The following is a 13224-nucleotide window of genomic DNA, read 5'->3' as shown; positions in this document are numbered from 1 at the left end:
TACCCACACATATGTTACTACCCTTGCTCAAATACCTTAGACGAAAAACAAAATTTATTCTTAATCTCAAACCGAACAAAAATAGGTCTTTCTTAAATTAACATACTTTCTAAAAAATAGCAAATTTCAAAAATAAGTCCTTATGGTAATTAGCTACTAATATTGGTTGCTGGAGAAAAAGTCACTATGATAGTCATCACAGAAAGAAGTAACCAAAGAATCTCGACAATATCATTAGTTTGATTTTTTTCAGACATTCAACAACTGATAAAATTAGCTATTTTCGAGTTGAATTTTACTTCTGATAACAATAATTATGTGAACAAAAAAGTCCCCCAGCTAAACAATCTGGAGGACTTTTTTTATGGAGGAAAAAAAGACATCGGTCTCCCCTTTGGGTTTCCCCCTAGACAAGTTAAAACTTAAAACTACCCAATCATATTAAATAAATTACTCATAATCTATAATTTGAATGACTATGTAAAACTCTTAAAATACCTTATAAAACCTTAATTTACGCTTAGATTAATATATGAATTAAAGGGAGAGAAAAAACTATGCAATGTATAAACTGTTCTCCAGTACTTCACTGTGTTTATTTTGGAAATAGACCGTTTTGCTATTATAAACAACAATGTACCATAAAACCTTGCCCAACTATACCAGACATTCCGATAATACACGATCCAGGACCATTAGGACCGGTAGAAATGTCCTCAAATTCTCCTGGAATCATGTCATATTCAACTGGACCTAGTTGTTTTGCGCGTTGCATGCAAATAACAGGAGGTGATTTCTACACCTGTCAAAGGATATGTAGGCCCATTTACCAGTAATTTCGCGACATAATAACTTGGTTGGTCTTTTTTATTTTTTTAGGTTTCCCCCTGTTTTTGGGTGTAAGTGCTGGCTCGTCGTGTGGGGGCGAAACCCCACATAGCGTTAATTCCATATAGAAAAAGAAGAATACCTTGAACGGAAGAACTGGCGATTCGGCTGGTACAATCGTTGATCCAAGTCGAGCAACTTAACCCCGTTTTTGGTCTGTTCGGCTTGGCGAAAGCTAAAAACCAGCCGAAAAAAGTTCCGCAAGGACAGAAAAAAAAAGAAAAGGCGATAGCCTTTAGGTGAGGATTAACGAACCGACTTTTCTTTTTCTGAAGGTGGAGATTTTTGAGCGTTATTTGCTCAAAAATACTACCTGTTCCTTGCGGAACTTTTAGCCTTTAATAATAGTGATAATAGAGAACATCTACAAAAAACGTGTGAATCCCTTGATATGACTGGGTTAAATACACTTTTTAGGGTGTGACGTTTTCGTCACACTTTTAAGCTTTTTTGTGACGTTTTCGTCACACCTAAAAAAATATAAATTAGTAAATAAATGGATAAAACACTTTAAAATACATATAAAAAAGACTATATCAAATTGATACAGTCTAAAAAAATCTAGCTGGTAATTTTACTTTTTTACCATTTTGATCTTTAAGATTTTTCAAAGAATATTGAAACAATCTCATCGTTAATTTATCGAGTTTTACTTCATTTTTTCGAGGTGCACAAATCATTATGTAAGGATTTACTACCCATGTTCTAGGACTTACAGTCCGACCATTTTCAATAATTTGTCCAGCACCTTCTGGATTAAGTAAAATTTCTTTTTTCTTTAATGAATTCATAACCAAAGAAGTTTTTTCTCTGGATTTCCCTATCATTTCAGCAATTTCAGAAACAGTTGCTGCTTTTGGTAACTCAAAATCTTCCTCAGCGCTCTTTCGTTTCCTTTTAAACTTATCATCTCTACAAATAATAACATTACTTCTAAATTCCAAATAAGCTTGAATTCTAAATAAAAAACTTTCCTCTGCTTGAGTTAAATAACCAATACTATTCAACAAGTCTAAATTTCTGTGCATTACTTGATTAAATGGCTCTCCAGCAAATGGATCTTTATTAGTTCCAACATAATGATCTTCTCCAGTTAATTCTTTTAACTGTTGTAAAAGAGATTTTTTTAGTTCTTCAGCTTGGTCTCTTTGTTTTCCATCTTTCTCAAAATCTCTTTTTCTAGCATTTCTATCAGCTTGATTTAAAGCTTGTCCCAATTCTTCATTCATTGTTAAATCCTCCTCTAAATTGAGGGAATCAACAAAAACACCTATTTTTTGCTATTTGATTATAAAACAAATTATGATAATCTATAATCAGATAAATGAAGTCTAGGTATTTTAGTAGAATACCCTATAAAAAGAGTCATGTTCCAGCATGGCTCTTTTTTTTCATTCTATCACGTTTTCAATAACCTTGAAGATAAAAACAAAGTTTCCTTATTTTTTTACCGTTCCCTATCAAAATCTCGATGTCTGCTTATTTCTCTCTTATGTTCACGTTCAAATTGATTATCTACTCCCTTGCTATCCAATTCATTTTTAACAATTCCTCTAAGCACCTTAAATTGCTCTTTAAGAACTTTTTTCGTTTGTATATACAAAACTCTTATATTCGTCTGCAAACCCTTTATATAAGCTTTTAACGAGCTTATTTCTTTATTTAATACACCAACTTCTTTTTGCAACTTACTTTTTTCTTGTTTCAACGTTCGATTTTCTTTCATCCAGCCCTCTGCATGGACTTTTAAACTCTCATTCTCTTTTACAAAATCTGTCTTTTTCAAACGCTCATAATCCTTTTTGATAGTAACCGCTGCATTCACTTGCTTTATTACTTCTTGATATTGTTCTGGTGATAACACATAATTTCTTGTCTGTTTCTTCGTAATCTCAGCTTTTCCAAACATTTTATCCTGTACTTCTACTACTACTTCTTTACGTAAAAATGGAATTGTAACAGGTTCATTTGGTACTTGATCCGTAGCACTATCTAATTCTTTTTGCATTTGTTCTACTCTTTTTTCTAACTCTATATGACGCTGGCCAATTAACTGCAGCTTTTCATTTTCACTCTCTACTTGTTGCTTTACTATCTCTAATTCTTTGTACGTATCAACGACATCACTTTCCAAACTCGTTTTTGTCATTTCTAATTCGTTTGTTTTCTCTTCAACGTTTTTTAAATGATCATCAATCGTTTGTAACTGTGTTTCTTTTTCTTCTACTTGGTTTTCAATAGTTGACTTTGCTTCTGCATACTCCTTGTATTGACGAACTTTCATGTACTTATGTGAACCTACATTAGCACGTTCAAAATTCGGAATATGTTCTTTCGCTAATTGCTCAATATAAGCCGTTTCTAATGCTCTCCAATGTGCAATTAACTTTCTTCCCGTTCCTTCTACACCTTGTTGTTGCAAAGCTCTATCCATTCCGACACGCCTCGTTAATCCTCGACTACTTTCGAAATTCGGTACATAGTTAATATGTAAATGCGGATTCGCTTCATCATCATGTAAAACCATGTTATAAACCGCTAGGTTTGGATTTCTCTCTTGAAACACCTCTGCATACTGTTTTAACGCTTCCTTTTTGGCTTCCCTATATTTCGAGTCGTCTTTACCTTCCCCAATCGCCACGACTAATTCTCGTTGCTCATGTGTCTTATCATCTTTATGTATTTTGTCATAATAATCATCAATTTTACGGTCATTCCGTTTTTGTTTCTCGTTATATTTATCCACTGCTTCTTGAAAGACATCCTTATATACACTTCGGATGTCCTTTTGAACAAAATAAATATTCTCATCTAACCTGGATGGATCGATGCCAGGATTCCCATGAATATTTTCCCTGTTATTATGGCTCAATGAACTTTGGTAAGATTGATTAAATGAGATAGAACCCAACATAAAGTGCCACCACTTCCCCTAGATTAATTGATACCATCAGTCTAGCAAAGCGACGAAATGATGTCAATTAACGTAACTCTATACGTATTTTGACGCTTTCGCATCAAAATCGATAGAGGTCTGCGACGCTTGTCGGCTTTGCCGAGCCACATTACACGTGGCAAAAACAAAACCTTGGGCGTTACCCAAACCCACTGGGGAACTCTTCCCCAGCCCCCATCATTCGAACTCCCCACCCCCTCAATCCTTGAGGGGCTCCCTCGCCGGTTGGCATCCCCAAAACGGTTCGTTTTGAGGAAATGCCAAGAGGGTGAAGAATCAGCTGCACGTGTCAATTCCTTAATGCTCCTTTCATGGATCAGCATAAACCGCTGATCCATTCCAGTCCGCTTACCATTGACTCTTACTGTTTATTTATCTTCCTTCTCCCATTCTTTTAAATGATGGGTATCTATGATATAATACAAATCCATCACTAAAACTACCTAAAAGGGTTGTATCCTTTTAAAGAGTTCTTTATATATTTTAATATAAAGAACTCTTTTTCGTTTATTTATTTAAATTTATGTTAAGATTGATAAGACTACATTTGAAAATGTGGGTTCAAGTTGCTGTATTGACTGAATTGCATACAAAAAAACCAATTCTATTACACGAGAATTGGTTTTTTTGCGTATAATGAATAGAAATATATCTAGGCGCTTAAGGAATTCGGTCTTACATAAGCTAGTTTACCATAAATAAAAAGAAAATTCAAAATTAAACGTAATTTCATTACTTTTAGCGGGAATAAAATATGAAATTTTGCATATTTTCTGATTAATTACCAAAAATGGGGATGGATAAGTTATAATAATATAAATGAAATTCCCTTTCAGTTTCCGATGAACTGTATTTTAATCTATTATTGGTACGAAGTCTTTTAAAAGACTTCGTACTTTTTTGTTTACTTTCAAATCATTAAAACATAGAAGATATGATATAGAGCTTTAGAGAAAGAGAATTTTATAAAAATATGAAATTGCTCTTTATAATTGATTAAATATATAAAAAAACCAATTCTGGTGTGAAGAATTGGTTTTTTTGAAACAAGGAAATATTAACTTGTACACCATTTTACATGTACATAGTTATTATACCAAATTAACAATACAATTATTATAAAATCCTAAAAATTAGATTTTATTATGGTAAGATTATGTTGTTAGTACGAATTCCTTTAAAAGAATTCGTACTTTTTTATTTGCAAAAGTAAACTTTTATCTATTAGCTTACTTTCAAATTTGTTAAAAGAAAAAAGACGACTTTACATTAGTCGCCTCTTTTCTAAAAAATCATGTTAAAAGCAATTAAGTTATTAAGCATTTATTTTATTTAAAATTGAAACTTTATTAGTAGTAAATAATACATAATCTTGCTTTCTAGTTTTAATTAAGATGCGATCAGTTGTAGCATAAGGTGTACCAATTCGAATTGCATCATTTTTTTCAACACCAGCATAAGTATCATCTTCAGTAACTTCAATAATTTCATTTAATGGTACATTAACTTTTGCTAATTGCCATTTAATGATTAATTCCTCTTTTGTTTTTATAACATCAATACCCAACATATTACCAAGACCTTCCTATTCTATTTTCTAAATATAATTATAAATCAAATAATTATATTTGTAATTAAGTATCTTTATTGAATATTTTTATTTGCCAATAATATGAATAACAAATTGTTTTTATCTATTTTCTAAAGTAAACTTTTAAATATTAGTTTACATTCATTCCCTCTTAAACATTGACTTCTAACCAATTCCCCTGATATCTTCAATTTATACAACAAAAGTATACATTCAAAACACTATAAATAAAGAGGTCAAAAATCCATGAACAAAAAATCACATCTTATTGATGTCCAACCTATTCGTAGCAAAGAACAAATCGAAGATATGAAGTGGGCCCTCAAACGTCATTGTTCCAAACGAGACTATATTCTCTTTCTAGTTGGCATTCATACAGGACTACGCGTAAGTGATCTACTCCAACTCGAAACACAAACCATACTAAAGTTAAAACGAAAAAAAAGAAAAGAATTCAAAATTAAAGAAGGAAAAACGAAGAAAGAACGCATGATTAACCTTACTTCTATTTTTGATGAAGTCTATTCGTATGCCCAAACACTAGAAAGTACTTGGTTATTCCCTTCAAGAAAAGGAGAGCAACCCATTAGTAAGATTCAGGCTTATCGACAATTGCAAAAAGCCGGAGATTTTGCTGGTGTAGAATCTATCGGAACTCACACTATGCGCAAAACCTTCGGTTATTGGTTTTATAAGCAAACAAAAGATGTCGCTATGTTGCAAGAGATATTAAATCACAGTACACCACAAATCACTTTAAAATACATAGGGATCAATAAAGAAGAAAAGGATAATATACTAGATACCTTCCATATTTGATTAATAATTTTATATCATAATATATTATTTTCTAAAAAAACTATAAATTTATATAAATACCAATAAATAGATTTATTTATAAAAAATTCCCAAGAAAAATAATTCCACTGTTTACTTTTTTTTCATATTATTATATATTTATATAGCGCAAGGGAATAAAATCCAAATTTGGTTTATATTTATTTTTATGTTTATGGGGAGGAAAAAAATGAAAAACAAAAAGAAAATTGCATTAGGAAGTACTGCATTCGCAGCATGTCTACTAGCAGGAAGTCTTGTAGCTTCAGCTAGTTCATATTCTTCAAGTTTAGATATAAGCTCAAACTCAACAAGAGACGGAGCAACAAGAAGTTATACTGCAGGAACTCATAATATAAAAATGACACCAACTAAATATAAAGAAGGAAATTCTAGTTATGTAACTACTAGTGTTCGCAGTGGTGGCTCTTGGTCAAATACAACACACGCTAGTGGTGGAATGAATTTAACTGGATATTACAGTAATAATAAAAATTTAGGATATGTAAAAGGCGGAAGTTACTTCTACCACTTTAGTACACAAGGACAAAACGGGTTTATCGCTAATCCTGTAGTAATGTCTTCAAGATAAAATAAACAAAAAACCAAGTATTTGTGTTTCTAAAACACAAATACTTGGTTTTTAATCTATACTAAGGAGTATTTTATGAATAATACATTAATTCATGCAAATAACATATATAAAGAATATAAAGACAATCTGTTAATATTAGATAATTTGGATTTAGAAATAAAAAAAAATAATTTTTATTCTATTGTTGGTAAATCTGGTGCTGGAAAAAGTACATTACTGCACTTATTAGGGTTACTTGATATCCCAACTAAAGGGGAAATATACATAAATGGAAAACCAACTTCTAATTTAAAACCTAAAGAAATAGCATTTTTAAGAATGTCCACTATAGGATTTGTTTTTCAATCATATCACCTAAATAATTCATTGAAAGCTTATGAAAATGTAATGTTACCAATGTATGTTAATCCAAAATACAACTATCATGATATGGAAATAAAAGCTGACGAATTATTAAAATTAGTTGGTCTAGAACATAGAAAACATCATTTCCCAAATGAATTATCTGGAGGAGAACAACAACGTATAGCAATAGCAAGAGCATTAGCTAACGATCCAGATTGTATTTTAGCAGATGAACCAACTGGTAACCTAGATAAAGAAAATGAATCTAATATATTCAATATATTCAAAAAATTGGTAATTAAAGGGAAGTCAGTTGTTGTTATATCTCATAATGAAAGCGTAAAAAATTATACTGATAAAATTTATGAGTTAAAAAATGGAAAATTGGAGGAAAAACATTGAAAATAAGGCTTTATTTAAAATTAGCTAAAATTAACTTATTAAGAAGAAGAAAAAAAAATACAATCAATATATTAATTACAACAATTGCTTTAATATTATTAACATTAACCATTTGTATATCAAACGGACTAAACAACTTCATACAAACAAAATTACTTGATACTGTTGATTTCAAAACTTTAATTGTAGAAACAGGAACACGCGATGATAACAAAGAAAAAATTTATGAGAAATTAAATAATCATAAAGATATTATTAAAATTTATCCTTGGGTTAGTAATAACGGTGGAGAAATTCAGATTGAAAAAAATCAAAATCTAACAAAAGGAGAAATATTCCTTAAACCCTCATTAGATAAAATTTCACCCAACATAGTAAAAGGAGATGCAATATCTGAAAACTCCAAGAACGTTGCCCTTATACCAACTAAATTTTCTGTAAATCATCAAGGTTATGACGTAGGATTTACTAAAGAAAAAAATGATTTTTTAAATGGTGAAGATTTTATAGGTGAATATATTACATTAAAATATAAAATATACAATCAAACTGGTCATACATATGATGAATATAAATTCAAAGTAATAGGTGTATATGATCCAACAACTACATTTGATACACCTGACACATTCTATATTCCTTATTCTGATTTACTAGATCTAAATACTAGTTTCCAAAAAGAAACTGATATACAAAATATGGCTGTAGTAGTTAACAAATATGAAAATTTAAACAACATAAAAAGCATAATTGAAAAAGAAAAATTTAACGTTGTTTTAAAATCAGAACTTGGAGACATAAAAGATATCTCTTTGTATATAAAAATAATAGGTTTTTCTCTTTTGTCACTAACATTAATAATCTCTATATTTAATATAGTTTCAAATACTTTAGAATCAATACGAGAAAGAATGAATGAAATTGGTATTTTAAAGACTTTAGGATATTTAAATTTAGATATTTTAAAATGTTTTTCAATAGAAACTCTATTTATTAGTAGTTTAAGTGTATTTTTAAATCTAATTATTTCTGGATTACTACTAATAATAACAAAATTTCTCTCAAATAAATTTCTTACCATATATTTTGCTGATTTTAAAATTGATATAAACGATTTTATATTATCTAATATAATCTGTATTATATTGGGTATAGCAATTCCAATTTTAAGCAGTATAATTTCTTTGAATAAAATTTTAAAAGTTCAACCAACTAAACTAACTAAGGTATAAAATTATGACATACAAAAAAATGTTTCATCTCATCAATAAACAAATCAAAAATTCATTTATAATCTCTAATGAATACATTTGGGTTATTATATATAATGCAATTGGCACAATTGGATTATATTTCAACTTTAAATTTATACTATTTATACAAAATTATTTTTATCGAATAAACAATGAAGAAATAACAAATTTATTCTTAATAATTTTTATTATAGTTAAATTTTCAATCATCATAAGCTTATACTTTTTTATTCAAAGAATTATACAAAAAAGAGTTAAAGAAATGACAATTTATTATATATCTGGGTTTAGATGGAGAGTTATATTTTTCACATTCTTAATTCAATATATCTTATTTACAACTATCGGATTTCTTATAGGTATTATTTTGTCAAACTTAATTATCAAATTAACAACAATCTTTATTCCTATCACTTTAAAAATTATAAAATTAGGAACAATACCAACTTTTAATTTACCTCTATGGTTTAGTTTAACTTTAATACTAACAATCAATATTTTAGTACTATTTATAATAGTACTAAGTAAAAAAAGAACAAAAATAATTAATCTATTAAAAAATTAATTAGCAAATAATCATTTTGGAGCTGAAAATAATGGAATTAAAAAATACAGGTTTTATAGCAATATTTCTCATAATTTACTTATTATTTATTAGTTATAAAATAATAAGTAAAACTAAATTTAAACCAAAAATAGAAATTCTTAATTTCACTTTCTATTGTTCAATCGTATTTATAATAAGTTTAACTATGTTCCCAATAAAACTAGATCCACAAATATATGATATAAATAAAATACATAACTATATACCTTTTTATAGTATGTTTGATTTAGTTCAAAACACATCAATATTTATCTCTTTCAAAAATATAATAGGAAATATTGTTTTATTTATACCATTTTCATTCATGCTATATATAAAATTCTCTAATAAATTAACAAAAAATATCCTTATATGCATAGGAATAAGTTGTTCAATTGAAATTATTCAAATACTAATTCCTTTTATAAGCCGTTCTTTTGATGTAGATGACATTATTCTCAATACAACAGGATCAATTATTGGAACATATTTAGCAATATATATATCCAAAAGAAATATTAAACAAAAAAAATTAACACAAATTAGTAAATAATTTTAAATATTATATATCAAAAAATCAAACTCCTTTTAGGTTCAAAAAAATTCTCATAATCTAAATAAACTCTCAATAAATAAGTTAATATATTCCAATTCATATTATTAAAGAATAATAAACATACAAAATTCAAAGGGAGATTTAATTATGAAACTTAAACAAATAATATTAACAATAGTAACTATATTATCTTTAAATATATTATTTAATACCAACGTCTCAGCAGATACATTAAATTATCAAGAAAATAAAAAAGAACAAACAAAATTAAATAATACTCAACAACTCAATGTACAAGCTGCACTAGATTACGTAAATCAATGGTGGGATAAAAGAAACCCAAATTATGAAAAATGGGATCCAAATGATTGTATGAATTATGTTTCTCAAATTCTAAAAGCAGGCGGAATAAAAGAAACAATTCCAACAACTATACAAACTTCAGGAATTGATACAAATAAAAATTACTGGTACAGTAAAAAACAAGGAAATAATATTTTTACTGAATCTAGTACATGGATAAATGTAGAAGATTTCCATACTTTTTGGAGTAAAACAAAAAAAGTAATTACACCAGATAAGCTAAACATTATGAAAGATATTGAAGTTGGAGATGTTGTTCAATTACAAAAAAAATCTGGTGGTAGATACTATCATGCAATGTTTGTAGTTAAAAAAGATTCAGAAACTGTTTATTTAACAGGACATACTAATGATAGAGAAGCATTAGATATTAGAAAAATACAAGGAGATAATTTCCGAGTAATCAAATTTTCTAATATCTAAATGAACATTAAATTAAAAATTTCAAATAGTAGTAACAAGGGAATGCTTGTAGACTGATCTATACTGCATTCCCTTATTATATGTATGCTATATTTCTATTCTTCTTTTTCCGACATTAGAACCCTACATAAAATACCGGCCAAATTTACTTTTTAAACAAACCGAAAAAACCTTTCCGTTTTTGTTTCTGATTTTGCGCCTGCAAATCTCTAATGTTTTCAAGCAATAACTGATCTCGTTTCTCTAGCTTCTTCTCTATAAAAACTTCTAATTTACTGTTTTTACCTTCTACTTCAGTTAACTTTTTCTCCGTATTCGCTAAATGTTCTTTTGTCGTAACCAATTCATTCGTAATTTCTTGCAATTTCTGAACGAGTGCTTGATTAAATTGATTTTGTAACTGTTGATTTTCTAATACTTCATTCAGTTTCTTTTCTAATTCTGATTTTTCTTCTTTTGAAACAAACGAATCAAGTTCTCCGTTTCGCCATGACCGAACTTGATCGTAAGACCATTTTTGGGATTGTATTTTTTCTTTTATTGCTTTTAATTCTTCTATATTTCCCTTCGAATATCTGCGATGTCCTCCCTGACTTCGCTCCGTTTGTATATTAAATTCATTTGACCATACCTTTAACAAATCGGGTGTGATTCCTAAAAGATCCGCAACAATTTTCGGTGTGTGCATTTCCGATTTTAATTCCAATTTTTATTCCTCCCCAAAAAACGGAATACGTTTTTCACTTAAAAAACACGATTAAATCAACATTCCAATCAAAATCGGAATGTACTTACAACCGATATGAAAACCGATTTTAAAAACGATTTAATTTCCGAAATACATTCCGATTTTACCACCGATATGTATTACTTCTCGATAATAACATCAAAATCTTTTTTCTATATACAAGATTTTATGCAAAAAAAGAATAGCGGGGATCCCTAGAATCCTCGCTATATCAACGATGTATAAAATCATGTATAAGAGATAAATAGATATGAAAGCAAGAATCCTTGTAGAAACAAGGATTCTATCAAAATAGTTGCTACCGATAATGAGACGTTATGTTAACCTTGAATGTATAGACTATTCAACAGGGCAGTTAAATTCCATAAGATATAGTTATGAATTTACATTGAAAATCCATAATTTATTTTATATATCCTCTTTGATATGTTAAAGAAAAAAGGGGAATTATAATGAGAATTTTTGATGCGCATTTTCATATTATCGATTTTAACTTTCCAATTATCGAAAACCAAGGATATTTGCCCCCCAGTTATGTTGTAGAAGATTATCAAAATACAACTTCTGATTTAAATGTATTAGGTGGAGCTATTGTATCAGGGTCATTCCAAGGATTTAACCAAGAATATTTATTAAAGGCGCTTAAACAAGTGGGTTCAACATTTTGTGGTGTAACACAATTACCTTTTACAGTGACTGACAAAGAAATACTAAATTTAAATGAAAATGGGGTAAAAGCATTACGCTTTAATATTAAAAGAGGCGGTTCAGAAGATTTATCAAAGTTGGATTACTTTGCTAGAAGAGTTCATAATCTAGCAGGGTGGCATAGTGAGCTTTATATTGATGCCAAAGAGTTGCCCGAAATTGCATCAACTATTGAAAAATTACCAGCAATATCAATCGACCATTTAGGGTTATCTGAAGAAGGACTACCACATTTATTAAAGCTAGTTGATAAAGGGGTACATGTAAAAGCTACTGGTTTTGGTCGTGTAGATTTGAATGTTAAAAATGCCTTAAAAACGATTTATGAAATTAATCCAGATGCTCTTATGTTTGGAACAGATTTACCATCTACAAGAGCAAAAAGATCTTTTGAGTATACAGATATTGAATTAATTCAACAACTATTTGATGAACAAGCTACTGATAAAATCTTATACACAAATGCTTTCAAATGGTATTTCAAGTAATTCAGCTTTTATTAGATTTAAAATGGTAAAAAAAACAAATCAAACAACTTCCGAGAACGGGAATTATGTAAATAAGCCGTCCATATGGACGGCTTATTTTATTTTTGGCTTAGCATGGTTTTTTCCAAAATGCTGGCGATACCCCTAATATCTTCTTTTTCATTAAGAGTTAAGCACCCCAAATCCCCTTAAAAAGTTGTATTCAGAATATCATAACAAAATCAAAAAAAGACCCTACAAAAGGGTCTTTCATCAGCTAATATTAAGCTTTTTGAACATTAGTAGCTTGTAGGCCACGTTGTCCTTGTTCTACTTCAAACGTTACACTTTGTCCTTCGTCTAAAGATTTGTAACCGTCGATTTGGATAGCTGAGAAATGTACGAATACGTCTTCTCCACCTTGACGTTCAATGAATCCAAAACCTTTGTCTGCATTAAACCATTTTACTTTACCTTGTTCCATAATTGTTGCCTCCTAGTGTGGA

The 13224-nt window shown here is 29.2% G+C and carries 14 protein-coding genes; 8 read left to right on the top strand and 6 right to left on the bottom strand.

Translation table 11 applies throughout. From position 1 onward, the window contains the following. Positions 1 to 622 precede the first annotated feature (622 nt). The 4 genes from MHB70_RS30770 to MHB70_RS30755 form a co-directional block, all read right to left on the bottom strand. The gene (locus MHB70_RS30770) at positions 623 to 775 is read right to left on the bottom strand and encodes a hypothetical protein (protein ID WP_154698715.1); all 153 of its coding nucleotides are present in this window, start codon (positions 773 to 775) and stop codon (positions 623 to 625) included. Between the two features lie 664 nt (positions 776 to 1439). Further along, positions 1440 to 2117 carry a hypothetical protein gene (locus MHB70_RS30765; protein WP_006097171.1) on the bottom strand — a complete coding sequence of 226 codons (678 nt, stop codon included), beginning with the start codon at positions 2115 to 2117 and terminating at the stop codon, positions 1440 to 1442. A 218-nt stretch (positions 2118 to 2335) separates the two neighbouring features. Continuing rightward, positions 2336 to 3802 (bottom strand): plasmid recombination protein, encoded by a 1467-nt coding sequence (locus MHB70_RS30760; protein WP_341343749.1) that lies wholly within the window; start codon positions 3800 to 3802, stop codon positions 2336 to 2338. 1357 nt (positions 3803 to 5159) lie between these two features. After that, the gene (locus tag MHB70_RS30755) at positions 5160 to 5414 is read right to left on the bottom strand and encodes a SunI/YnzG family protein (protein ID WP_061530469.1); all 255 of its coding nucleotides are present in this window, start codon (positions 5412 to 5414) and stop codon (positions 5160 to 5162) included. Positions 5415 to 5681: 267 nt separating this feature from the next. On the opposite strand from MHB70_RS30755, the gene MHB70_RS30750 reads away from it, so the two are divergent. From MHB70_RS30750 to MHB70_RS30720, 7 genes are all read left to right on the top strand, one after another. Further along, positions 5682 to 6254 carry a tyrosine-type recombinase/integrase gene (locus tag MHB70_RS30750; protein ID WP_332278892.1) on the top strand — a complete coding sequence of 191 codons (573 nt, stop codon included), beginning with the start codon at positions 5682 to 5684 and terminating at the stop codon, positions 6252 to 6254. 208 nt (positions 6255 to 6462) lie between these two features. Then, a complete protein-coding gene (locus tag MHB70_RS30745; RefSeq protein WP_061530498.1) occupies positions 6463 to 6864 on the top strand; it encodes a hypothetical protein in 402 nt (133 codons plus the stop codon). Between the two features lie 75 nt (positions 6865 to 6939). Continuing rightward, positions 6940 to 7614 carry an ABC transporter ATP-binding protein gene (locus MHB70_RS30740; RefSeq protein WP_061530497.1) on the top strand — a complete coding sequence of 225 codons (675 nt, stop codon included), beginning with the start codon at positions 6940 to 6942 and terminating at the stop codon, positions 7612 to 7614. Next, entirely contained in the window at positions 7611 to 8846 is a 1236-nt protein-coding gene (locus tag MHB70_RS30735) for an ABC transporter permease (RefSeq protein ID WP_061530496.1), read from the top strand. The genes MHB70_RS30740 and MHB70_RS30735 overlap by 4 nt, the downstream gene beginning before the upstream one ends. A 4-nt stretch (positions 8847 to 8850) precedes the next feature. Continuing rightward, on the top strand, positions 8851 to 9432 hold the full coding sequence (locus tag MHB70_RS30730) for an FtsX-like permease family protein (protein WP_061530495.1): 582 nt from the start codon (positions 8851 to 8853) through the stop codon (positions 9430 to 9432). A 31-nt stretch (positions 9433 to 9463) separates the two neighbouring features. After that, the gene (locus MHB70_RS30725; RefSeq protein WP_061530494.1) at positions 9464 to 10006 is read left to right on the top strand and encodes a VanZ family protein; all 543 of its coding nucleotides are present in this window, start codon (positions 9464 to 9466) and stop codon (positions 10004 to 10006) included. 150 nt (positions 10007 to 10156) lie between these two features. Beyond that, the gene (locus MHB70_RS30720; RefSeq protein WP_061530493.1) at positions 10157 to 10795 is read left to right on the top strand and encodes an amidase domain-containing protein; all 639 of its coding nucleotides are present in this window, start codon (positions 10157 to 10159) and stop codon (positions 10793 to 10795) included. 145 nt (positions 10796 to 10940) lie between these two features. On the opposite strand, the gene MHB70_RS30715 is transcribed toward MHB70_RS30720, so the two are convergent. Then, on the bottom strand, positions 10941 to 11501 hold the full coding sequence (locus tag MHB70_RS30715; RefSeq protein WP_061530492.1) for a MerR family transcriptional regulator: 561 nt from the start codon (positions 11499 to 11501) through the stop codon (positions 10941 to 10943). A 494-nt stretch (positions 11502 to 11995) separates the two neighbouring features. Here MHB70_RS30715 and MHB70_RS30710 point away from each other — a divergent pair, with 494 nt between their 5' ends. After that, a complete protein-coding gene (locus MHB70_RS30710; protein WP_061529874.1) occupies positions 11996 to 12739 on the top strand; it encodes an amidohydrolase family protein in 744 nt (247 codons plus the stop codon). 262 nt (positions 12740 to 13001) lie between these two features. Here MHB70_RS30710 and MHB70_RS30705 read toward each other — a convergent pair whose 3' ends face one another. Further along, complete coding sequence (locus MHB70_RS30705; protein ID WP_000434820.1) at positions 13002 to 13202, bottom strand: cold-shock protein; 201 nt, start codon at positions 13200 to 13202, stop codon at positions 13002 to 13004. Positions 13203 to 13224 lie beyond the last annotated feature (22 nt).

Source organism: Bacillus sp. FSL M7-1020 (genome assembly GCF_038050415.1).
Taxonomy (GTDB): Bacteria; Bacillota; Bacilli; order Bacillales; family Bacillaceae_G; genus Bacillus_A; species Bacillus_A toyonensis.
Note: the sequence above shows the minus strand (reverse complement) of the source record. Positions and strands in the feature narration are given on the sequence as shown.

What these genes read in the sequence shown, in the direction of transcription:
- MHB70_RS30770 (WP_154698715.1), bottom strand. Translation starts at nt 775, where the DNA reads ATGCAACGCGCAAAACAACTAGGTCCAGTTGAATATGACATGATTCCA.
- MHB70_RS30765 (WP_006097171.1), bottom strand. Translation starts at nt 2,117, where the DNA reads ATGAATGAAGAATTGGGACAAGCTTTAAATCAAGCTGATAGAAATGCT.
- MHB70_RS30760 (WP_341343749.1), bottom strand. Translation starts at nt 3,802, where the DNA reads ATGTTGGGTTCTATCTCATTTAATCAATCTTACCAAAGTTCATTGAGC.
- MHB70_RS30755 (WP_061530469.1), bottom strand. Translation starts at nt 5,414, where the DNA reads ATGTTGGGTATTGATGTTATAAAAACAAAAGAGGAATTAATCATTAAA.
- MHB70_RS30750 (WP_332278892.1), top strand. Translation starts at nt 5,682, where the DNA reads ATGAACAAAAAATCACATCTTATTGATGTCCAACCTATTCGTAGCAAA.
- MHB70_RS30745 (WP_061530498.1), top strand. Translation starts at nt 6,463, where the DNA reads ATGAAAAACAAAAAGAAAATTGCATTAGGAAGTACTGCATTCGCAGCA.
- MHB70_RS30740 (WP_061530497.1), top strand. Translation starts at nt 6,940, where the DNA reads ATGAATAATACATTAATTCATGCAAATAACATATATAAAGAATATAAA.
- MHB70_RS30730 (WP_061530495.1), top strand. Translation starts at nt 8,851, where the DNA reads ATGACATACAAAAAAATGTTTCATCTCATCAATAAACAAATCAAAAAT.
- MHB70_RS30725 (WP_061530494.1), top strand. Translation starts at nt 9,464, where the DNA reads ATGGAATTAAAAAATACAGGTTTTATAGCAATATTTCTCATAATTTAC.
- MHB70_RS30720 (WP_061530493.1), top strand. Translation starts at nt 10,157, where the DNA reads ATGAAACTTAAACAAATAATATTAACAATAGTAACTATATTATCTTTA.
- MHB70_RS30710 (WP_061529874.1), top strand. Translation starts at nt 11,996, where the DNA reads ATGAGAATTTTTGATGCGCATTTTCATATTATCGATTTTAACTTTCCA.
- MHB70_RS30705 (WP_000434820.1), bottom strand. Translation starts at nt 13,202, where the DNA reads ATGGAACAAGGTAAAGTAAAATGGTTTAATGCAGACAAAGGTTTTGGA.